The sequence below is a fragment of the Oxalicibacterium sp. genome (genome assembly GCF_057353965.1).
Map to the genome: position 1 here is coordinate 1 of NZ_JBMQZD010000001.1, position 21,120 is coordinate 21,120.

General features: G+C 55.0%; 25 protein-coding genes and 2 pseudogenes. 17 read left to right on the forward strand and 10 right to left on the reverse strand.

Annotation, left to right across the window (positions count from 1 at the left end; genetic code table 11):
• The first annotated feature begins 114 nt into the window (after positions 1 to 114).
• Entirely contained in the window at positions 115 to 516 is a 402-nt protein-coding gene (locus ACO1VH_RS00005; RefSeq protein WP_486242793.1) for a MerR family DNA-binding protein, read from the forward strand.
• Positions 517 to 542: 26 nt separating this feature from the next.
• On the opposite strand, the gene ACO1VH_RS00010 is transcribed toward ACO1VH_RS00005, so the two are convergent.
• Positions 543 to 2,474 (reverse strand): cytochrome c/FTR1 family iron permease, encoded by a 1,932-nt coding sequence (locus ACO1VH_RS00010; RefSeq protein WP_188422767.1) that lies wholly within the window; start codon positions 2,472 to 2,474, stop codon positions 543 to 545.
• A 169-nt stretch (positions 2,475 to 2,643) separates the two neighbouring features.
• On the opposite strand from ACO1VH_RS00010, the pseudogene ACO1VH_RS00015 reads away from it, so the two are divergent.
• The 3 genes and pseudogenes from ACO1VH_RS00015 to arsH form a co-directional block, all read left to right on the forward strand.
• A pseudogene (locus ACO1VH_RS00015) lies at positions 2,644 to 2,766 on the forward strand (ArsB/NhaD family transporter); the annotation flags it as partial.
• A gap of 45 nt (positions 2,767 to 2,811) precedes the next feature.
• Entirely contained in the window at positions 2,812 to 2,949 is a 138-nt protein-coding gene (locus tag ACO1VH_RS00020) for a thioredoxin domain-containing protein (protein ID WP_371870064.1), read from the forward strand.
• A 26-nt stretch (positions 2,950 to 2,975) separates the two neighbouring features.
• Positions 2,976 to 3,689, forward strand: coding sequence for an arsenical resistance protein ArsH (arsH, locus tag ACO1VH_RS00025; protein WP_188422766.1), 714 nt, complete (start codon positions 2,976 to 2,978; stop codon positions 3,687 to 3,689).
• Positions 3,690 to 3,753: 64 nt separating this feature from the next.
• Here arsH and istB read toward each other — a convergent pair whose 3' ends face one another.
• The 3 genes from istB to ACO1VH_RS00040 all read right to left on the reverse strand — a co-directional run bounded on the left by istB (position 3,754) and on the right by ACO1VH_RS00040 (position 6,627).
• Complete coding sequence (istB, locus tag ACO1VH_RS00030) at positions 3,754 to 4,530, reverse strand: IS21-like element helper ATPase IstB (RefSeq protein ID WP_229724164.1); 777 nt, start codon at positions 4,528 to 4,530, stop codon at positions 3,754 to 3,756.
• Positions 4,527 to 6,152 carry an IS21 family transposase gene (gene istA, locus ACO1VH_RS00035; RefSeq protein ID WP_486241381.1) on the reverse strand — a complete coding sequence of 542 codons (1,626 nt, stop codon included), beginning with the start codon at positions 6,150 to 6,152 and terminating at the stop codon, positions 4,527 to 4,529. The genes istB and istA overlap by 4 nt, the downstream gene beginning before the upstream one ends.
• A 190-nt stretch (positions 6,153 to 6,342) precedes the next feature.
• On the reverse strand, positions 6,343 to 6,627 hold the full coding sequence (locus ACO1VH_RS00040; protein WP_188422764.1) for a hypothetical protein: 285 nt from the start codon (positions 6,625 to 6,627) through the stop codon (positions 6,343 to 6,345).
• Between the two features lie 193 nt (positions 6,628 to 6,820).
• Here ACO1VH_RS00040 and ACO1VH_RS00045 point away from each other — a divergent pair, with 193 nt between their 5' ends.
• The gene (locus tag ACO1VH_RS00045) at positions 6,821 to 7,939 is read left to right on the forward strand and encodes a hypothetical protein (RefSeq protein ID WP_188422763.1); all 1,119 of its coding nucleotides are present in this window, start codon (positions 6,821 to 6,823) and stop codon (positions 7,937 to 7,939) included.
• Entirely contained in the window at positions 7,936 to 8,367 is a 432-nt protein-coding gene (locus ACO1VH_RS00050) for an HAD domain-containing protein (protein ID WP_188422762.1), read from the forward strand. Before ACO1VH_RS00045 ends, ACO1VH_RS00050 begins: the two co-directional genes overlap by 4 nt.
• A gap of 567 nt (positions 8,368 to 8,934) precedes the next feature.
• Here ACO1VH_RS00050 and ACO1VH_RS00055 read toward each other — a convergent pair.
• The 6 genes and pseudogenes from ACO1VH_RS00055 to ACO1VH_RS00080 form a co-directional block, all read right to left on the reverse strand.
• Positions 8,935 to 9,087: pseudogene (locus ACO1VH_RS00055) on the reverse strand (lytic transglycosylase F); the annotation flags it as partial.
• Positions 9,088 to 9,292: 205 nt separating this feature from the next.
• Positions 9,293 to 9,841 carry a lipid-binding SYLF domain-containing protein gene (locus ACO1VH_RS00060; RefSeq protein ID WP_486241384.1) on the reverse strand — a complete coding sequence of 183 codons (549 nt, stop codon included), beginning with the start codon at positions 9,839 to 9,841 and terminating at the stop codon, positions 9,293 to 9,295.
• A 184-nt stretch (positions 9,842 to 10,025) separates the two neighbouring features.
• A complete protein-coding gene (locus tag ACO1VH_RS00065; RefSeq protein WP_486241386.1) occupies positions 10,026 to 12,053 on the reverse strand; it encodes an alkyl/aryl-sulfatase in 2,028 nt (675 codons plus the stop codon).
• Between the two features lie 87 nt (positions 12,054 to 12,140).
• On the reverse strand, positions 12,141 to 14,117 hold the full coding sequence (locus tag ACO1VH_RS00070) for an alkyl/aryl-sulfatase (RefSeq protein WP_486241388.1): 1,977 nt from the start codon (positions 14,115 to 14,117) through the stop codon (positions 12,141 to 12,143).
• A gap of 50 nt (positions 14,118 to 14,167) precedes the next feature.
• The gene (locus ACO1VH_RS00075; protein WP_486241390.1) at positions 14,168 to 14,968 is read right to left on the reverse strand and encodes a hypothetical protein; all 801 of its coding nucleotides are present in this window, start codon (positions 14,966 to 14,968) and stop codon (positions 14,168 to 14,170) included.
• 61 nt (positions 14,969 to 15,029) lie between these two features.
• Positions 15,030 to 15,344, reverse strand: coding sequence for a helix-turn-helix domain-containing protein (locus tag ACO1VH_RS00080; RefSeq protein ID WP_486241392.1), 315 nt, complete (start codon positions 15,342 to 15,344; stop codon positions 15,030 to 15,032).
• 218 nt (positions 15,345 to 15,562) lie between these two features.
• Between ACO1VH_RS00080 and ACO1VH_RS00085 the strand changes: the two genes are divergently transcribed.
• From ACO1VH_RS00085 to ACO1VH_RS00135, 11 genes are all read left to right on the forward strand, one after another.
• Complete coding sequence (locus ACO1VH_RS00085) at positions 15,563 to 15,775, forward strand: hypothetical protein (protein WP_486241394.1); 213 nt, start codon at positions 15,563 to 15,565, stop codon at positions 15,773 to 15,775.
• The gene (locus ACO1VH_RS00090; RefSeq protein WP_486241396.1) at positions 15,775 to 15,975 is read left to right on the forward strand and encodes a hypothetical protein; all 201 of its coding nucleotides are present in this window, start codon (positions 15,775 to 15,777) and stop codon (positions 15,973 to 15,975) included. Before ACO1VH_RS00085 ends, ACO1VH_RS00090 begins: the two co-directional genes overlap by 1 nt.
• Positions 15,975 to 16,220 (forward strand): hypothetical protein, encoded by a 246-nt coding sequence (locus ACO1VH_RS00095; protein WP_486241398.1) that lies wholly within the window; start codon positions 15,975 to 15,977, stop codon positions 16,218 to 16,220. Before ACO1VH_RS00090 ends, ACO1VH_RS00095 begins: the two co-directional genes overlap by 1 nt.
• A complete protein-coding gene (locus ACO1VH_RS00100) occupies positions 16,220 to 18,025 on the forward strand; it encodes a replication endonuclease (protein ID WP_486241400.1) in 1,806 nt (601 codons plus the stop codon). Before ACO1VH_RS00095 ends, ACO1VH_RS00100 begins: the two co-directional genes overlap by 1 nt.
• Positions 18,018 to 18,161: a hypothetical protein gene (locus ACO1VH_RS00105; RefSeq protein WP_486241403.1), complete on the forward strand. Its 144-nt coding sequence runs from the start codon at positions 18,018 to 18,020 to the stop codon at positions 18,159 to 18,161. The genes ACO1VH_RS00100 and ACO1VH_RS00105 overlap by 8 nt, the downstream gene beginning before the upstream one ends.
• Positions 18,158 to 18,295, forward strand: a complete 138-nt coding sequence (locus tag ACO1VH_RS00110; RefSeq protein ID WP_486241405.1) for a hypothetical protein — start codon at positions 18,158 to 18,160, stop codon at positions 18,293 to 18,295. The genes ACO1VH_RS00105 and ACO1VH_RS00110 overlap by 4 nt, the downstream gene beginning before the upstream one ends.
• Before the next feature lie 92 nt (positions 18,296 to 18,387).
• A complete protein-coding gene (locus ACO1VH_RS00115; protein WP_486241407.1) occupies positions 18,388 to 18,747 on the forward strand; it encodes a hypothetical protein in 360 nt (119 codons plus the stop codon).
• Entirely contained in the window at positions 18,744 to 19,292 is a 549-nt protein-coding gene (locus ACO1VH_RS00120) for a hypothetical protein (protein ID WP_486241409.1), read from the forward strand. The genes ACO1VH_RS00115 and ACO1VH_RS00120 overlap by 4 nt, the downstream gene beginning before the upstream one ends.
• Positions 19,279 to 19,899 carry a hypothetical protein gene (locus tag ACO1VH_RS00125; protein WP_486241411.1) on the forward strand — a complete coding sequence of 207 codons (621 nt, stop codon included), beginning with the start codon at positions 19,279 to 19,281 and terminating at the stop codon, positions 19,897 to 19,899. The genes ACO1VH_RS00120 and ACO1VH_RS00125 overlap by 14 nt, the downstream gene beginning before the upstream one ends.
• Before the next feature lie 99 nt (positions 19,900 to 19,998).
• Positions 19,999 to 20,151, forward strand: coding sequence for a hypothetical protein (locus ACO1VH_RS00130; protein WP_486241413.1), 153 nt, complete (start codon positions 19,999 to 20,001; stop codon positions 20,149 to 20,151).
• Positions 20,152 to 20,258: 107 nt separating this feature from the next.
• Positions 20,259 to 21,092, forward strand: coding sequence for a major capsid protein P2 (locus ACO1VH_RS00135; protein WP_486241415.1), 834 nt, complete (start codon positions 20,259 to 20,261; stop codon positions 21,090 to 21,092).
• The last annotated feature ends 28 nt before the right edge of the window (positions 21,093 to 21,120 follow it).

Genomic DNA, 21,120 nt, shown 5'->3' on the forward strand with positions numbered 1-21,120 from the left:
AAGCTTGGCAGGTTCGGCTATGCCTTAGCGTGCTTTATTTTCCGTTTTCTGAGACGACCCCTTAGAAAGCCTAGTCAAAGAGCTGTCACGAGAACACCGTTAGCTTAGCGTACGATTTTTTCCGAATTCTGCGGTTCCCCCTATGAGAGCAAGGGGCTGTTGGGTAATCCTGGACGCACGCCGGGGAACTACCGTGTCTATGGCGAACAAGATTTGGAGCGTCTGCTCTTTATCCGCAATTGCCGCGCACTCGGGCTGGCCATGCAAGAAATAGCCAGACTCATTGAGTTGCAAGACAAGCCGGACTTATTGTGCGATGACGTGAATCAGCTGATCGACGACCATTTGTTCGACGTAGAGCGGCAGATGCAAGCGTTGCAGACGTTGCAAAGCCAACTTGCCGGTCTGCGTCGCCGTTGTGATGCACAGCGCAGGTCAAGCGAATGTGGGGTACTGCATGCGCTCGCCGTCGAACAATTCAAATCGGGCAATACGAACCGAGCCAAACGGCAATGACGCTATTGGCCCCGTTAAGACGCCGTCTACATTCTGGCAGACCGTACGTTGTACATTACGCTTGCAACAATGATGGCCAATATTAGTAATTGGGCAGCAACCGTCTGCGTCGTAGGATAAATGCCAAGTAAATCGACTTGCGGGAAGGTTATGGGCGTGATGTCGAATACGCCGACCTTCTGTAAAGCCGCCACGCCCTTACCGACCATGACGAAGGCCAGGAGGGCGACCAACGCGGAGCTGGCAGCAAAGAACTGACCGATCGGCAGTCGGGCGGATGTCCGCAGGAGAATGAAGGCAACGACAGCCAAAATCAGAATGGCAGCAGCCATACCCAATAACATATACGCCCCGTTTCCACCGGTCCACAGCGCAGCGTAGAACAACACCGTCTCGAAGACTTCGCGATATACCGTCACGAACGACAGAATGAAGAGCATGAATGCCGAGCGCCCATTCAGCGCTGAAGACAACTTGTCCTTCACGTAGGCCTGCCAGCGACCAGCCATGCTTTTTTGATGCATCCAGATGCCAACGCCCAGCAAAACGACGGCGGCAAAGATCGCTGAAAATCCTTCTGTCATTTCCCGGCTGGCGCCGCTGAGATCGACCAGATACGTCGCCACGGCCCACGTGACGCCGCCACCAGCCAAAGCGACTACCCAGCCCGCATGCACATACTTCAAGACGTCGCGACGGTCGGCTTTCTTCAAAAACGCAACCATGGCAACGACGACCAGCAACGCTTCGAGCCCTTCGCGTAGCAAAATGGTGAAGGCGCCAAGAAAAGTGGCAAGTGGATCGTCAGTTGCGGTTGTTAATGCATCTTGTGCTTGGGTCAGCTTAACTTGCAGTGCTTGTTCCGCCTCTTTTGCTCCTGCGAGATCACCGCGATTGACGATTGCCCGGAATGCACCCATTCCTTTTTCAAGATCATTGAATAGCGCATTGTTTTTGGCAGACAGGGCCGGTTCAGCAATCTCGAAGCCATCGAGATAGGCTGATAAGGCAAGTCGGGAAGCATTGGCCTTATCGCCTGCCTGCAAAGCTTGTACGCTTTCAGTCAGACGTTTCTTCGCCAAAGCGAGGCTATCTTCGTTAGAGGCCATCACCTGGCTAGGTTCGTTACGTAAGTGTGCCAGCAGTGGACGCGCACCGGCACCGACCTGTTTTTCCAGTCCCGCCTCAGTGGCTTGTGTCAGCGCGTTCAGGTCCGGTACCGCGTTGCGCAGCGCCCCATTGTCTGTCCATGCTTTTTTGCCCGCTTCGCGGTCGGCATCGCTGTACGACATCGTGGACGCGAAAAATGCAATCGACCAACGGTCGTCTTCAGACAGCTGCGTGAACGCTGGCATCGACGTGCCTGCCACGCCGTGCGAAATAATCTGCTGCAGTGAAAAAACGCTGCGTTCCCGTGCACGTTCGTGATCCGACAGTGCGATCGGAGGTGGATTCAAGCTTTTGGCCAGAGGACCGTCGCCATGCCCGGCAGCGCCGTGGCAAGAGGCGCAATTTGCTTGATATAAAGCCGCTCCGCGCTTGAGATCAGGCGCCTGCGTCGGCGACAACGGCACCGGATAGACTTTTAATACGTCTGCAGCCAGGGCACGAGATTGCGCGGCCACTTGCTCCGGCGACGCTTTCGCCGCGATCAGTTCCCGCAATTTGCTCGCTTCGGATACGAGCTTTGCGCTGGCGTCTGTTTTAGGCAGTTCGGACAGTTGCTTTTCGGCGTTTGCGGAAAATTCCTGCATCTCTGCGTATTCGTCCTTGCTGGCGACAGCGCCGTTTTGGACGGCCGCGCCGTAATCTACCGCCAAGTAATCAAGGATCTGCCAGATCTGCTTGGCTTTGTCTTGTGTGGTCGCGTCCTGCGCATGGCTGACTGTGGTGCTTCCCAGGGAGAATAAGAAACAAGCGATAAAAAGTAAGGGAGATATAAAACGGGCGACACGCATGATCGACAGACAAGAATGAGAAGTATTCTATTTTAGACAGGAACTGTTGCTTTTCAAAGGATAGGCGAACAACCGTTATAATCTGCGTAGGCTATGCCCTGAGATGGTGCGTTTTCAGGTGCAATCCCAGTCGAATAGATAGGCCAAGTTCAAGCTGATAGCATTGAGCAACGGTCAGAAACTGTTTGTGCTAATTATCTTACTGGGTGCGGCCGCCTCGGCGGTGTTGGCCTGCCATGGCGCCGCATTAATACTGACGCCCATCGTGATTGCCATACTACTGGCGCTGCGTTAATTACCCTAAGCTGCGTTAAGCGATGAACAGCTGCCTACCGCCATGGTACGTACTCCAATTCTGATCAATCGGCCCTTCGTTGCCACGCCAATAGGCACTAAACTGTGCTGCCCATCGGAGTTGGTATTGGACTTTCTGCCGCCACCGGCAAAAGGAGCAGTTCTTAAAAGAAGACGGTGAGGCAGTACCGGACAGCGAGGGACGACGTGTCGACTGAATTACCGAACGTCCAGCCTGAACATTTTCGGGTTCCGACTAACGCGGATTTCCACGGTGTAGGCAGCTCACGTCACGCGCCGCGGTTCCTGCTCCTGTATGGGTCAGTACGCGATCGCTCGTACAGCCGTTTACTGACCATGGAAGCGGCGCGTCTACTCGAAGTGATGGGTGGCGAGGTCAAGGTGTTCGACCCTCGTGACTTGCCGCTGCCAGACAGTGAGCCGGATACGCACCCAAAGGTGCGGGAACTGCGCAGCCTTGCGGAATGGGCCGAAGGCATGGTCTGGTGCTCACCGGAACGTCATGGCGCGATGACTGGCATCATGAAGGCCCAGATCGACTGGATCCCATTGGCCATCGGTGCAGTACGGCCGACGCAAGGTAAAACATTGGCCGTGATGGAAGTATCGGGTGGATCGCAGTCGTTCAATGCCGTGAACCAGATGCGCATACTTGGCCGCTGGATGCGCATGATCACCATTCCTAATCAATCGTCGGTCGCCAAGGCGTTCTTGGAGTTCGATGACGTTGGGCGTATGAAGCCATCCTCTTACTACGAACGTGTCGTCGATGTAATGGAAGAATTGTTCAAATTCACATTTCTCACGCGGGACGTATCACCGTATCTGGTCGATCGATATAGCGAGCGACGCGAGAGCGCGGAAGAACTCAGCAAACGAGTGAATCAAAAAGCTATTTAAGCATCTCGATCGCTTTCGTATTTGGAAGTGCGCCATGGCGCACCTTCAAATACGAATGATCCCATCAGCGCGTCTGCTTTTCGCTCAGTGCTGCTTTTCCGGTCTTTTTCGTGACCACTCCCTTGATTTTTCGCAGAGATTCGCCGCTCAACTGCATCGAGTACGAGCTATGCGCAATCCTGTCCATGATGGCGTCAGCGACCGTTTTGTTATCCAGCGCGTCATGCCAATGGCTCATGGGAAATTGGCTGGTGATGATCATCGACTTTGCACTGAGCCTGCTATCGACCAATTCGAGCAAGTCGTTCTGCGCACGTTTGCTGAATGTCTCTATGCCCCAGTCATCCAAAATCAGCAGGTCGAACTTCTTCAACTGCTCCAGCCGCGTGCTGAATAGCCCAGAAGCGCGAGCCGACAGCAAGCTTTCCATCAACACCGGTACGCGAACGAAGTAACTCGATAGCCCAAGCCGACAAGCGTAGTTGGCAAGGGCGCAGGCGATCCATGTTTTTCCCGTACCAGTAGGACCGGTAATCACCAGATTATGTCGAAGCCGTACCCAGTCGAGCGTTGATAAAGTGAGCATGCTGGATTTGTCTAGCCCACGAGGCGATCGGTAATCGATATCGTCTATGGAAGCATTGATCGGTAGCCTGGCTTTTTTCAATAAAAGCTGCAGACGTTTGCTCTCACGTAACGTGGTTTCGTGATCCACCATACTTCTCACCCGATGTTCGAATGGTAGGTCCTGCATATTGGGATTGTTGATTTGCCGACTCAGCTCCTCGGCCATGCCAAACAATTTCAGTGTTTCGAGTTGTTGAATAGTGTTATTGATCATGATTCGATTTCCTTATTGTTTGTCGATTGCAAAAGTTCGCTGTAGTAGTCGGCGCCTCTGATATTTTGGTGGGCTATGTCGCTTGGATTTTCCGGCTCATCGTGCTTCAACAACTGGTCCAAGTTTTTGGAAAGGATGTTGCGCAACGCATGCGTGCCAGTCACATTGTTTTTCACGGCATAAGTGCATGCTTCTTCCAGTCTGGTCTTGCCATAGCTTTTAAACAGTTCTTTCATTGCTTGTGTGATGCGATAGCCCAGCAGGTAACCTCGGACCTTGGCAGGTTGCGTCTTGAGTAGCGTTGCGGTATTCAGCCCAACTTCTGTTGTGGCCCACGCCAACGCTTGCGGCTCATTCCACTGCAGTACCGCTCGGTGACTCGGGTGCTGATGTTCTGCGAGGGTTGTCGCCTTATCGGGCTCCAAACTACGCGTATGCGTGACAATGCATTTGCCTCGGTGCAGCAAGTCAAGAGAGTGAGCTGTGAGGCAATATTCGAATTCGTGACCTTTGAGGTGGTAAGGCACGCTGTAGAAATGGCGGTCGACGCAAACGTGATAGTCCTGCGCCGCACGCACCTTTCCCCAGTCTGCAAACTCGTATCGCTGTGCAGGTAAAGGCATGAGGGCCGGTTGTTCGAACTCCAGCCATTTTGTGAAACGCGAACCAGGCAATTTCTGAAATGAACGCCGGTTCAGTTTTTCCAGTAACGCACCTATCTCCTGATTCATCTCGTTCAGAGAAAAAAACTTGCGGCTTCTCAAAGAAAACAAAATCCACCGTTGTGCCAGCAACACACCTGCTTCCGCCTTTGATTTGTCCCGCGGTTCCCGTGGACGCGCTGGAAAGACATAAGTGCCGTAATAGCGGCACATCGCGTTGTACGATTCGTTAATCACCGGGGCGAATCGGTCTGCCTTGGTAACCCCAGCTTTCAAGTTGTCCGGAACAACAATACGTGGCACGCCGCCAAAGAATTCAAACATCCTCGAATGTGAACCAATCCAGTCCCTCGACGTCTGGGTCCAAGTCGCTTCGCAAAATGTGTAATTTGATCCGCCCAACACACCGACAAATATCTGGACCTTTTTCAGCTCTCCGCTATCAGGATCTGTCACGGCCAGCGTCTTGCCGGAATAATCCACGAAGGCGACCTCGCCAAACACTGCTGTTTGTCGCATCGATACCTGCAGCGATTTTCTAAATCGGTTATAGCGTCTGCAGAACTGCGAATAGCTGATCTGATTTTTTAGCGGGACGCCTTCTCGCCATTCTTGGTAAAGAATTCCCAGCGTTGCACCTTTTTGCCCGAGCGCCGCATGGACCGCTGCGAAATCATGTACCGGCGGATCGGTCTTTTTTTGCCTTTCAGTGGAAGGGAATAGGGCCTTCTCTAGTTGATCGTCATCGATGTCAATCGATAATGGCCACGATAGCTGCGCTGTTTTAAAACGTTCCGCATATGCCGTAACGGTCCTGCGACCGACGCGTAAGAGCCGCGACGTTTCTCTTACGGATAATTCTTTTGTGAATATGCACTCAAGGACATCGCGAATTTTTCGCATGTCGGTTCTCCTGTTGGCCATGGCTGTATCTATCGCTGCCAAAGGCAGCAATTTCATGAGCGCCACACGGACGTGGCTAGGCACTTCGATTAATTCAAAGTGTTGACAGAGGATTTGGGAAGGGAGATACTGAGCGCGGTTCTTGGAGATCCAACGCTGTACAAAAGGCTTGTGAGTTGACGCTCACAGGCCTTTGTCGTTTCTACCCCCCGCTATGCGGTTTGGGCTAAGTCATGATGACGCTCCTTCACTTGTCGCCGGACGATGTATTCATTTCCGTAACGGCTCGTTCTCGTTGCTCTGCAAGCCATGCAGCGACATCCTTGACCAAGGCGAATTTGCCTTTTCTGTTTTCAATATCGAAGATCGGGATTGGGACGGTTTTTCTGAAAATCGCTTGCCGGAACGCCTCCTTCGACGGATAGCCCAACACAATGCGCAAATTATCATTGGACACCATCGGCCCATAGCGATGCATCAGCTCTCGCTCCAGCAACGTGGCCATCGGTTCGTCAAACTTCAGGTCGGTCATGGCGCTGCTGGTAACTCGCTGTTACAGGGTTGTTTAGTCATCGAAAGCTTAGCAACCTAGAAACGCGCAGCCAATCTATATATTCCCCCCTTAATTTCGCTCTTTTTTAATAATCCGCGATTTCGTAACTCATTGAATAAATGAGATATTCCATCTATAGTCGAACCGTTCTTGACACTTTATCGACTTGTAAATGGCGACGATACGATCAAAAAGGCGCGATGATGAAGTCGATGCAATCCGAACAATCAATTGGTTCCGATACCTTGGCGATGAACTCGGCACCTACATTCCTCGTCACGTTCAACGATATTTGGAGCCGGGTAAGTCCGACCACGACATTCACGGCATCAGGATTCGCAATAACAAGTACCTTGAATATTCACAAGGTCTCCATGTTCCTCGTGAGTCGTTGATAACGCATGCGAACCAGCTGATTCCGGGATCAGGATGGGAAATCAACCACGTACTATGGTCTGTCTTGCGCCATAAGGGATCGATCAGCGGCCAAGAGCACGGATGGTTTCGACATCTTGTGCCCGAGATTCAAATCGTCGTTTTTGAAGCGAATAATGAGATTCGGTTGAAAGGCGGACGGCACTATCTCGGGTCTCTCGAGCGTCGTGCCAGTGTGGATAGTTTGGCCGCATTGACGATCTTGTTGCGCATGAATTACGAGCGCCAAGATAGCGAACAGGTATGGGAATGCGGGAAAAGTATCTACCGTGTTTTGCTCATGCTCGGTGACGAGTTCAACGATCGGCAGATAGGGGCAAGATTGTTTGCGCTTTACTCCGAACGTGTCTTTAGCCTGGTCAAGCATGCCGGTCTCCGGATGTATGTTGAGGAGTGCAACTATCCGGTTGTGTCACAAGCGCTGTGTGAATTAGCTGAGCACTTGCGATATCGGGCATCGGGTCCCCGGGATCGGAAGCAGGAAAGCTTCTATGCTTTGCAGCTTCTGAATGGCGAACGTAGTCAGTTTTTGCGCGACTTCTTTCAGCCATTAGTCGGCCCAGATCTTGATCTTGGACCGCCTACCGAAACGAGCTTGTACAACTTGAAAGCGATGCGTGACGCAATTTCTATATCGGAGAATGCGATGCCACCGACAACTGATACCGCGGAATCGAAAATGAAAAACAGGACCAAGAAAAGACGTTTCCATATGCGTCGCATTGCAGAGAAAAGCGCCAGCGGAGAGAAGGCGCTTGAGATGAAATTGGCACTTTTTGACCCTAAGCTGCATAGCGGCGAAGTGATGGATTTCGAACCGATTGGCCGAGAGTTTGGTGCCAAGGCCGGTCGATGATTCTATTTTTGGATTTTGATGGAGTACTGCACCCGTTTCCAACACCGGAAGATTCGAGTCAGCTATTTGTAAATCGAGACCGTCTAGAAAGCGTTCTCCGTGACTATCCGAATGTGAATGTCGTAATTAGCAGCACATGGCGCGAAAGCCTTTCACTCTCTGCATTGGCAGCACTCTTTTCCTCTGATATTCAAAGCAGAATCGTTGATGTGCTGCCTGTCATTGAGATACATAGCCTGGCTGATATGGAAGCCATTCGATTCAGAGAAATACACCAATATCTCAACGGCAGTTCTGACAATTGGGTTGCGCTTGATGACGACCTGGATCTGTTCCCTAGTGGCTGCGCCAACTTGATTCAATGCGTCGCCGGATTCGGCGATGCGGAAGCGAAGAAGCTGCGAAGTTTCCTTTCGGCGGAAGGTTGATAGCGTCTAGTCAGGCCAGGCCATCGAAACAACGTAATCTGGACGCATATTCCGTGTGGATAAAACTCACACCTTGGCGATGGCTACTTTTACGTGCGGCTAGGTGGCCACTTTGAAATGCGAAAGCATGGCTACATTGCAGTGCGAATTAGTGGCGCACTTCATGCAAATACTCAGGACATTGCTTCGAGAGTAATTGACGTTCTTCCCATTATTGATATTGAGAGTGTTGAAGACATTAATGGGATACGTTTTAGAGAAATAGAATGTTATCTGGCTGGGCGCGACATTCCTTGGGTCGCTTTGGATGATGATGATGGATTATTTCCACACCAATGCAGAAATCTTATTATCTGCGAGGCCGGTTTCACCTCGAAGGAAGAGGCAATTCTCAGAAATAAGCTTAAAGACTAATGTTGAAGTCCCAACGTTGGGACCACTCCATTCAGTCAGGCATCAAGGCACTGAAAATACCTGAGTGAAGGATATCAAGCGAAAAGTTAAAACTCCTTTTTATTCATATAGTTATATGGAGTTTTGACAAATTTTGCACGAATCCCGGCCGAACCTCAACAGGTCGGCGGCGACGCCGCGTTCGCGTCCCCTGTCGTTGAAGTAGAGCGTGCGGCTGTACGGCACCAGCGCGCGTATCATCCGGCGCTCCAGCATCTGATCGAAATCGCCTTTCCACGGGCGATTTTCCAGGCTTAGCTGGCGAACTTCGGCAGCTTCCTGTTTCTCCGGGGCCGCATTGACGACAGGCAGCAACAACGCAAAAAGCGCAAAAAACAACAGAGTATGAAGTTTCATCAGTCTTCCTCTCCGTATCGTCCCGGCACAGAAACTTCATGCAATCGATTCAACTCCATCCGGCATCATGTCTGACGTATGCCACTGCTTTCTGCAGACGCAACGTCCGTTCACCTTACTTCTCGATCTTGCTGATCTTGTTGCCTTGGATGCCCAAGCCCGCCATCAATCCTTTCTGGCTGAAGATGAAGGCATACACATCGTCGTTCATGGTCGTGGTGGTCGCGCTTTTCGCCATGCCTTCATCCATCACCACCACGCTGGGGCCGACGCCGACCTCGAAACCGTCGCTCTTTTCCAGCGCATTCAAGGCACTCTTGGTCATGAAGAACATCGCGTAGCTATACCGCTGCGCGCCGATCTGCAGGCCGAAGGATGCGCCTGTGGTGTTGTAGTAGCCGACAACCTTGCCGTGTTGAATCAGCGCGCCTTCTCCGTATTGGCCGCCTACACCCAAGCCGGCTTTGGTCACCGAAGGAAAAACGAGAATGGCAATCGCCTTGGCTCCCAGTTTTTTCGCCACCGGCACCTTGGCGTACAGCTTTTTCAGTGATGTTTGCGAAGTCTGCGCGACCTGGGCGGCCGTTTCCGCCTGCGCACGGGAAGTGGTAATGCACCCAATTGCGATTACCAGAACCAGACAATGGCGGATCAACGATTTCATCGCTCACCTCCGAAACAATGATTCATTCGGCTGACGTATCTGTTCTACCGCAGCAGGACGTCTGCTTTCCCTTCATGAAGAGCCGGCTTGTTGTTTCGTTCAGATTCTGCCGGGAAAAAGGCGCGCGCATGCAGTTGTCCTGTATGCGCGCGCGAACTACTGCCGCAGGAGACTCCTGAGCGTATTACTTAACCCTATTTTCCGGTTGCAGCGGCAACACAAGATTCATGTTGTTTTTCAGGTCCAGCGCAAAAATGCCGTTCAACTTGGACACTGCGGCCTTATCGCCGCCAATCTTGGCCTTACCGGCATCGGCCAGATTGTCCAGCGAAGACTTGCCGGATGCGAAGGCCAGGAAATCGAGCTTGGAGATTTCCAGCGTGGCATCCGGTTTCGGCGCCTGGAAGTTGTAGACACGGTTCAGCACGCCGTTGTGAAGGTCAAGAATGAACTTGGAGCCATCGCTGAGCTTCAGGTTGATCGTCGCATTGCCAGCCTTCTCAGCCTTGATCTGATCAACCATCATGCCCATGAAGGACATGAACATTTCCGGCGGTAGTCCGGCGATGACTTCCGGAGAGGTCGTGGACAGGTCGTTTTCAATGTTGCCGCCCACACGCAATTCGCTCGCAGCCGACAGATACCAGTTGCGATACAGCGAGTTTTCCTCCTGATAGCCGAGCTGTTCGAAGGCATCGGCCATGAGGAAATTGACGTTCTTGTCGCTGCCGTCATAGGCGACCACATTGTTCAGCAAATCGACCGTAAAGCGATAGTCGCCTTTCTTGAACGCATTGGTTGCGGCTGCCAGCACCTTGTCCTTGCCGCCGAAGGCTTCGACATAACGCTTGCCGCGTTCTGCATCGGGATACTTGGCCAGTTCGGTCGGATTGCCGTTGTACCAGCCGAGATTGCGGACATAGGTCGATTTCAGATTGTTGCGCGTGTGGCCGTAGTAGGGGCGGTTGTCCCATTTGTTGAAGATAGATTTGGGCAGCTTCGCATTCTCGGCAATATCGTCCGGACGATAGCCGTAATTGGCGTAGCGCAGGGTCGTGTCGTAGAGCGATTGGTAGACGTCGCGTTGATCCTTCAGATACTCGACCACATTCTTATTGCCCCACACCGGCCAGGTGTGCGGTCCGAAGTTGACTTCCACCTCGCCACCCCATCGGGCGATGGCTTCGGCAATATATTTGGCCCAGACAGAAGCATCACGCGTCTGAGCGCCGCGCAGCGTGTAGATGTTGTGCTGCAGGTGATTGACGTCTTCGGCCATGGACAACGCCTTCCACTGAGGGATGTACATGACCATCTCAGCAGGCGCTTCGGAATGTGGCGCCAGATAGAACACGAAGTCGACGCCATCGATGGTGACCTTCTGGCCGTCCTTGGTGATGACCTTGTTTGGAATCGGCAGCGAAGCCTTGTCATTGGCCAATGCCGGGCCGAGCGAACCGGTGATGATGCCTTTGGCTCCCGGCTGCAGAACATTGCCGTATTGGTAGCCGGCGCGGCGATTCATGATATTGCCGGCAGTGACGTTCTCGGACACGGCTTCTTCCAGAAAACCTTGCGGCGCGATCAGGGGGATTTTGCCGCTCTTGAAATCGGCTGCCGTCGCGAGGCCGGCCTTGATGATGCCGTCATAGCCGCCAAAGTGATCGGCATGACTGTGACTGATGATGACGCCTTTGAGCGCACGCTTGCCGCGGTGCTGTTGATAGAGCTCGATGGATTTCGTCAGTGCGGCAGGGCTGTATTCGACGTCGTAGAAAACGACACCGGTTTTGGTTTCGATGATGGTCAGATTGGACAGATCCTGGCCACGCACCTGGTAGATGTGGTCGGTGACCTTGAACAGGCCGCCGTAGTTTGCCAGCTGCGCATGACGCCATAGGCTGGGATTGACCGTATCCGGCGCCGGCTTGTCCTGCATGAAGTTGAGGCCGGTGGCGTTGAATACGTTGTTCGGAATGTCGCCATTGTTCAGCAGCGGGGCGATCAGGCCCTTGCGCGAATCTTCATAGGCTACCTTGTTGTTGAAGTCAAGCTGCTGGTAGACCGCCTTGTTCGCATCGCGCGTGAAACTGGTGGCGTCTTTCTGGCTGGCGGTGAATTGATAATCGCCTGTGCCCTGTGCCACGGCCAGGTTTGAAACACTCAGTACAACCAGACCAAGGCCAAGCCATTCTGGAACGGTTTTGCGCATCTTGTTCTCCTGATTGATGAAGAATTCTTGAAAAGCCAATGGGAAACGACAGGTGCGCCAGCATATGTTGCTGCCGCACCGGCAGACTTATGGCGTCACGATGTTGAACCAGAACTCGAAGTTGTCGAAGTAGGAAAGCATTTCCTTCAACTTGGCTTCATTGCCGTTGATCTTGACGTCGCCAGCCTTGATTGCATTATCCAGTTCGACCTTCTTGAGCATGATGTTGGTCAGCGTGTCCTTGGAGAGACTGATGCTGGCATCGGCATTCTGGGCCTGCATATTGGCAGTGTGGTTGATCACGCCGTTGCCCAGTTCGACGATGTAGCGGCCTGAATCACCCAGATCGAAATTGAGTATGGCAGTTGCATTGGCGGCTTTCTCGCGATTGAGACGGACCGACCAGTAATCGAAGATCATGTCCATCGTCATAGCCTTGACCGTGTCCGGGCTGGCGGTATTCGGCGTCGGCAGCTTGGCTACGCCCTTGCGTAATTCCTGCGCGCCGGTCAAATAAAAATTGCGCCACGGGCCGGATTCGGCCTGATAACCCAACTGCTCGAGCGCATCGGCTTCGAGATTGCGGGCAGCTTTGTTGTTCGGATCCGAGAACACGACGTGATGCACGACCTGCGCGACCCAGCGATAGTCGCCCTTGTCGTAGGCCTGCTTGGCCTTCTTCAGCACGGCATCGGGACCGCCCATGAACTCGACGTATTTCTTGCTGGCGTCCACCGGCGGCAGTTCATGCAGTGTGGCTGGATTGCCGTCGAACCAGCCGAGATAGAGTACATAGGTTGCCGCTACGTCGTGATAGACCGAACCGTAGTAGCCGCGATTGGCCCAGTAATGGCCGAGGCTGTCCGGCAGTTTGAAGTTCTCGGCGATCTCGCGCATGGTCATGCCTTGGTTCGCTTCATGCAGCGTTTCGTCGTTGATGTAGCGATAGAGGTCACGCTGCTTGCGCAGGAGCTCGACGACGTTCTTGTTGTCCCAGGTAGGCCAGTGGTGCTGGGCGAAAATGACTTCGGCCTTGCTGCCCCACATCGTCAACGCCTGGTTCAGATATTTGGACCAAGGCAGGGGTTCGCGAATCTTGGCGCCGCGCAGAGAATAGGTGTTGTGTAGCGTGTGAGTGGCGTCTTCGGCCGCCGAAATGGCTTTCTTCTCTTCGATGTACCACAGCATCTCGGACGGCGCCTCGGAGCCCGGAGCCATCAGGAATTCATAGGTCAGGCCGTCGATGTTTTCCCTTTGTCCGGTCTTGCTGATGATGTTGGTCGGGGCAATCAGCGTGACGGTGCCGGCTGAAGTCGTGGTGCCCAGGCCGGCGCCAACCTGGCCCTTGGGATCGGGCTGCAGCAGATTGCCGTACATATAGCTGGCACGGCGGCTCATCACATTGCCGGCCATGATGTTCTCGGCCACGGCTGCTTCCATGAAGCCTTCCGGCGCGTAAACCTTGACCTTGCCGGCTTTGACGTCAACCTCGTCAATCACGCCGCGCACGCCGCCGTAATGATCGACATGACTATGCGTATAGATCACTGCCTTGACCGGCTTTTGACCGCGCTTGGAGTAATAGAGGTCGAGGCCGACCCTGGCCGTTTCTGCCGAAATCAAGGGATCGACGATGGTGATGCCTTCCTTGCCTTCGATGATGGTCATGTTCGACAGATCGAGATTGCGTACCTGATAAATGCCGGGCACGACTTCAAACAAGCCGCTGATATTGATTAGTTGCGAGTTGCGCCACAGGCTTGGATTGACGGTGGCCGGCGCGGCCTTGTCGCCGACGAAGCTGTATTGCGCCGGATTCCAGACCGGATTGCCGGCAGCGCCCTTGATCAGTTCCTGCGGCAGGGGAGCGATCAGTCCTCTTTTTGCATTGCTGAAATCGGTCGTATCGGAGAAGGGCAGTTCCTTCAATAGTTTGTCGTTCGCAGCCTTGGTAGATTGCGTCGCATCCTTGCGCGCATCCTGTGCGTGAGCAGGAGCAGCGAGGCTAAGCGCCAGAAATCCGGAGAGAACCAGACTGGACAGGTTGGAAACTGCTTTTTGCATGTCATTCTCCTTGAGTACGGGCATTGCAAACAGACGCGGTTCGTATCGCATCAATCCATGAATTGCATGTTCAGGCCAAAGAAAATCTGCCATTCGGGTTGCCCTGAACCCTTGTCCCATGCCGAAAACTGCGGCTCGACGAAATAGTTGTAGACAGTCTTGCCTTTCTTCTCGACCTGGCCGATGCCGACGCCGAGCGGCACGCTGTAGTTGTCGTTCTCGATGTTGTAGACCCAGATAGGTGCAGCCCTCAGATAAGTGCCGCCACCGAGCTGATAGAAGGCAAAGGGCTGGAATGCGGCGACATTCACGTCTTCGCGGCTATTCGTTCCCGCAAAGCTTTGCTGCCACGAAAGCAGATAGCCGTACTGGAATTTGGCGGAACTGGCATCGAACAGCACATTGACGAGGCCGGCCGACCATTTTTCGCTGCCGACTTCATCCTTTGAGGCAGTGGGCGCGGTGAGCTGTGGACCGACACCAAAACTCACGGCCGGGTTGCCGGTATCGATCAGGTAGGCGGCAAACAGATTGAGATCGCCGATCCCGGTGGTATGTCCGCCGGATGGCGGCACTGGATAGGTATTGACCGGGAGCGAGGCCCGCATCAGCCATTTGTGCTGGTTGACAGAGAAAGGCTTGGCAAAGCGCAGCCAGAACTGATTGGCATCTTCATCCGAATCGGTCAGATCGCCGATGTAGTAGTTCTGCAGGTTGAAGGCCGTCATGTTGGCCAGCGGATTGTTGGCTTGCGCGGCATCCTGGGCCTGTGCAGGCATTTGGGTCAGACAAAGGAAGAACAGGGTGCCGAAGAAGAGGCGCAGACCGGCGAAGCGTGGCGAACTGTTCATGGAATGCCTTCTTATGTAATTTTACATAATACAAATAACAGGCTAAATCAAAAGGCCGTTGTCACTGAACAGGGGAGGTTCCCCGGTTCGATTTAGCGTGTGGCAACGGCGTGCGAAAACCCTCAAAAATGTCCCGCCAGACGGCTTGAGTTTCGGGCGATTGTGCGCGTTCGATGTGCATGTCGAGCATTACCAAACCGGGATGTTTCCCCAATAACGACGCCACTTTCCGGGCGACGTCATCATCAAAATTGCCACCCTTGGAGTAGTAGCGGCTGACGGCTTGTTTGGAGACGCCGATTGCCTTGGCTAAGGCATAGTCGGACTGGATATTCAACGCGGATTTCACCGCGTCGAGATACTGGACAGTTTGCATAATTTTCCCTTGGACGAGGAACCGCCAGACGGCGGGATTGTTAAAGAGTAGTCAAAAGTCATGTGACTTGCAACGTCAACCGCTGTTGACGAGTCAACATGCCTTGACTATTCTCCGGCCTTGTCGTCCAGCAACTCGCTAAAACTTCCTTGGACGGTCGTCAGATAAGCAAGCTGGACGACAGCCTACCGCCAAGGAAAACGTCCAGGGTGATTCCAATGAGCAATGTTTCACAAGTTACAACCGGTTACCGCCTGAAGTGCAGCGCGTCCGGCCTGTTCCTGTCCGATGCAACGCCGCAATTTGAGTGCATCGCCGTCACAAACCGCGCCGATCTGGCGCTGCCTTTCCCTGATCTGGAAGCCGTCGAGCAAGCGCGCCGCGTGGTGTCGTCGCTATACGGTTCGTTCGGCTGGAAGGCGGTGCAGTGATGTGCGGTCAGCCGGAAAGAGCGCCGCGCTGCCGCTCGAAACAGCTTTTTGACGCAGCGGAAAACATCATCGACCGTGCGCGGGAAGTGGCGCAATTGAAGGTGAGCCAGTCATATCAGGATTTGGCGCGGCTGGAAGTGGCGCTTGACCGAATGGGTGAAGCCGTCGCGATATTCGACCGTCTGAATAGGGGGCTGTGATGGCCGCGCTCGAAAAACCGCTGTCAGAAGGGCAATTGGCCGCTGTCGCGCAAGGCATGCAGATGTGCAGCCGTGCGGAACGTGCGATCGATCGCGTCATGGGCGAAATCGAGCATTGCAAGGTGTCCATCGATAACGATTCGCTAAAGCATGTGCGGCACTATCTGGCGCAACTGCATGCGGGTCTGGCGGCGGTGCCGCTGGCCCATATCGATGCTTTAGAACGTCAGCGCGCAGGGCGGTAATGCGTAACGAAGGCATTTTCCTTGGCGTGCCGAAACGCATGTCGCGCATCCTGTGGGGCGCGGCAGAGCGTGACGGGCTGGCGCATCATGATCGCAAATTCCGCATGCTGGATGCGCTCATGTGCGACGTCGACCGCGTGCCGCTGGCATTCCCGGATGGCCGCGCCGTGGGCGATGGCACGCTGCACTGTGCCGCCGACGAAGCTGCCCGCGAGTGCTATCGCATCTGTCATTCCGTCATGACCGCCGATGCGATCAAGATCGCAATAGGCATCGCCTGCCGCCGTCGCGGCGTTCCGCTGCCGGTCGGCGCAACGGATGCGGAAATCATCGCCCGCGCCGTGGATCGTGGCTGGTGGTTCCGCAACCTGAAGCGGGAACACATACGCCGTTTTGAGCATACGTCGATCCAGATCGGTACAACGTCCATGCAGCACGATCCCTACATAAGCCGGGAATCGGCGCTGCGTCAGCGGCACTGGAACGAGCAGAATCGGAAGCTGCTGGAATCCACCGAAGTCGAGAACGAAAAGGGCGACCGCTTCACGATGGCCGAACTGGCTGACAAGGGAACCGGCAACAAAACGATCCGGCGCGGCGAGTTGATGGTGAGAATCCGCGGATTCGAGGAAATCGCGGCGGCGCTGAATCATCAGGCGATGTTCTGGACGATTACCTGTCCGTCGAAATACCACGCGCAGGGCGGCAAGAATCCGAAATACAACGGCGCAACGCCACGCGAGGCGCAGGCGTACCTGTCGAAGACATGGGCGCGGATACGGGCGCAGTTCAAGCGGTGGGGCATCGCGCCTTACGGCTTCCGCATCGCAGAGCCGCACGGCGACGGATGCCCGCACTGGCACATGCTGTTCTTCGTGCCTCAGGCGATGGCCGAAGACATGGAAACGGTCATCCGGCATTACTCGCTGCAGGAAGACGGCGACGAAGCCGGCGCGCAGGAAAACCGCGTCAAGCTGGTGCGTATCGAGGCAGGGCAGGGAACCGCTGCCGGCTATATCGCGAAATACGTGTCGAAGAATATCGACGGTGCCGGCGTGGGCGATCACAAGGCATTCGAGGATGGCCGCACCTACACCATTGCGCCGGACATGTTCGGCAATGCGGAAATCACACCATCGGAGCGCGTCACGTATTGGTCACAGGTGTGGGGCATCCGGCAATTCCAGCAGATCGGCGGTGCGCCGGTCACGGTATGGCGCGAGTTTCGCCGGCTGACGGCAGATGCAATCGTTCATGCGCCGCAGGATGTGCAGGACGCATACAACGCGTGTCAGAAGGTGGAAACCGGCAACCCGGAAACCGACAAGCGCGCCGACTTCGCGGCGTATGTGATGGCGCAAGGTGGCCCCTGTATCGGGCGCAACTACCGCCTGAAAATCGCATACGAGCCTGTAACGGTAACAGGCAAATATGCAACCTACACGCAAGGAAAGCCGGTAGGCATCTATACGGTAACGGAGCCGGAAGTTATCTATAAATCGGTGCGCTACACATGGACAAGATTGCCGCGCACCGAAGGCGGCACCGTCGCCCCTTGGACTTGTGTAAATAACTGTACGGAACCGGGAGCGTCAGCGGCATGGGTGAAAGACGGACAGTTCAAATATCAAGGCAGTGCGGTCGATGAATGGAACGAAAAATTCCGCGCATACCGCGCGGACTGTGCAAAAGAGGGCGGGGAATTCGATTTTGGCCGAATGAATTCATTGTTCGGCATGAGTGAATGGAGCGGCCGCAAGTATGGGCCGGATGGAACATTGATTAAAGGTGGCAAGGGTGGATGAATTGGAAAACGAGGCGTGCCGGGTGGTGCGTCAGTATGGTTTCGCGCTGTCGATGGCCCCGGCAGTGCGCGGGCTGCTGATGAAAATCGCAGTCCGTTTGGAGTGGCCGAATCTGGAAAAGGAACTGAAAAAATGACACGCGATGAATTCATGGAAAAAGCGCGCAATTCGCCCGTCGACGCGATGGGCGAATTGTTCGACATGCTGGATGCGGCCGAACTGAATCAGGCGATCATCCTCGGCACTGACGACAGCGCCGGCACCGAGTAATACCCCTTCACGAAACCGCGTCAACCGCTCACAAGGCGGGGAAGCGCACCAGAGGGCCGCACCTTACCGGGTGCGGCCTGAAAGGTTCCAAGATGAAAAATCCCACGCTAGGGCATATCGATTGCCCGTACTGTGGCGCGCTGGACATGATGCGCGTCTCCCACGATAAAAACGGCAAGCCGTTTTGCCACTGCGAAGACTGCAACGGGCAACTACGCGTCGGCGGCAACAGCTTCCGCGAAAAAAAATTCCTCGAACGCTACCCGTTCGCCGGCCAGCAAAAAGCGCCGGAAATTCCTGTAACGGTAACAGAGCCGCCAGCGCCGGAAAAACCGGCCGCGCCGGCCGCCGCCGTGCCTGTAACGGCACCGGTGCCGAAACAGGAACAGAAACCGAAAGCGCAGGCCGATAAGTTCGCGGCCGCGCTGGCGATGCTAGGGGGTGCGCGATGAACGAAGCCGATATCCAACAGGAAAAGCAGGACACGCCGGCCATGCCGGACGAACAGGCGGCAGAACTGGCTGCGCTGGAACGGATGGCCGGCGAGGAGCAGGAACCCGGTGCGCCGGAGGCGCCGGGCGCAGAACAGGACGCCGCGCCGGCCGTGCCGCTGGCCGAACAGATCGCCGGCATGCTCGGCATGGTCGTCGGCGTGGCTGCGCCGATCTTCCCGTCTCTGGCGGCGATCTACACGCCGGAAACCTGCAAGCGCGTCGGCGTCGCGCTGCAGCCGGTCTGCGATAAGCATGGATGGCTGCAGGAAGGCGTCGGCGGCAAGTATGGCGAAGAAATGATGGCGCTGATCGTCGTCGGCCCGCTGGCATACGCGACCTATGCGGGCGTTTCGGCCGATATCGCAGCCCGGAAGCCAGCCGAACAGGAAAAAACGCCTGTATCGCTTCCTATTGCGTCTGCGCCCGATCCGCAGCACATGAGTGGCGACACGTCGCGGCTGGCCGTCACGGCCGGAAAGGTGATTCCACATGAAAACAGTTGATGGACGCCTGATCGTCGTCTCCGGCGCGTCGCGTTGCGGCAAGTCGACGCAGGTATCGCGGATGGTACGGGCGTCGCGACGCGTCGTGGCGTGGGATCCGGAGGATCAGTGGAGCCAGCAATCGGGATTCCGCAAGATCACGACGCGGCGGGCGCTGCTGGAAGCGATCAAGACGCCGGGACACATGAAGCTGGCCTATGTGACGGGCGGCGAATTGAAAGCGGAGTTCGATTTTCTGTGCAAGGCCGTCATGTACGCCGGCCGCTATATCGCGCCGCTGGAATACGTCGCGGAGGAACTGGCCGACGTGACGACGCCGAGCAAGGCACCGGGCAACTGGGGAATTCTCGTCCGGCGCGGCCTGAAGCGCGGCATCACGATCTATGCGATATCGCAGCGATGGGCAGAGGCCGATAAAACGGCAATCGGCAACGTGACCAGCTTCGTCTGTTTCCTGCAGCGTGCGGAAGACACGGCATACATGGCGCGGAAGACCGGCATCCCGGTAGAGGAACTGGCGGCACTGCAGGCGTTCGAGTTCATTGAATACGATCCGGTACGGAAAGAAAAAAGCAAAAAAACGTTGCGTTTGCGCGACTCGAAATAGCCGGTTTCCTGTAACGGTAACAGGCTATTTCCAGCCGTGATTTTTCTTCGCAAAATTGCAGCGTTGTTTTTCCAATTAACCGTTCTCAAGGAACACGAAATGACTCAAGCAGAATTGACCAAACTCGCCATTGCTGGCGGCATCCTGTTCGCGGCCTACAAGTTCGGCCCGTCCATCGTGAAAGCCGGTGCTGTGGCTGTTGGTGCGGTGGCTGTTGCCAAGCGCATCCCTTACGTCGGTTCGGTGCTGTAATCGGCCGCTGACAAAAAAACGTTTTCAACCTGCGCCAACTGCCCACAAGGCAGGTAACGCACCAGACGGCGAAGCCTTACCGGGCCAGCCGAAAAGGACATAAGCAAATGGCATACGGTGCTATCACCCACTACGGTCTTCCGTTCTCGAACGTCGTTCCGAGCGGCACGGCGACCAATCAGATCACGCGCGGCATGACGCTGGAAAACTTCCAGATGAAACTGGAAGGCACGGCGCTGACCAAGGCGATGATCGAACGCTTCAAAATGAAAGTCAACGGCGGCTCCATCATCGACGCGACCGGCATGCAGATCGACAAGATCAATGCCTATCGCGGCGCGAACACGACCGATGCAAAATTTCTGGACGTGTTTTTCACGGACTTTTCGCTGAACAATGAATTCGATCGCACGGTCGGCGCATTCGATACGACCGTCGGCATCGTCGATATCACGACCGAGGTCACCGTCGTGGGTGCGACCGCGCCGAAGATCACGCCGATCCTGTTCGAGACCGGCGCACAGAAAGCGAAAACCGGCGAAATGGCACCTTACGCGCCGTTGATCAGCAAGATGCTGCCGTACCCGTTCAACGTCTCGACGGGCGGCAAGCTGCCGATCAATCTGCCGTTCGGCAAGGTGCGCGGCTCCATCATCAAGCGCATTCACATCTTCCACGGCGGCAACATGACCGGCGTGACGATGAAGCAGGACAGCCGCATCTTCCACGAGTCCACGAAGGATGAAAACGAGTTCATCCAGAAGCGCAACGGCCGCGTGCCGCAGGCGAACGTCTACACGATCGATTTCGTGGTGACCGGCGATATCAAAAAGGCGCTGGACACGCGCGACGCGCAATCGCTGGAACTGCTGTGCGACTTCTCTGCAGCAGATGCGGGCGAAGTCATCGTTGAATACCTCGATCCGCTGGGCAACCTGTAATCGGCAAGGGAGTTCCCCGGCGCGCATA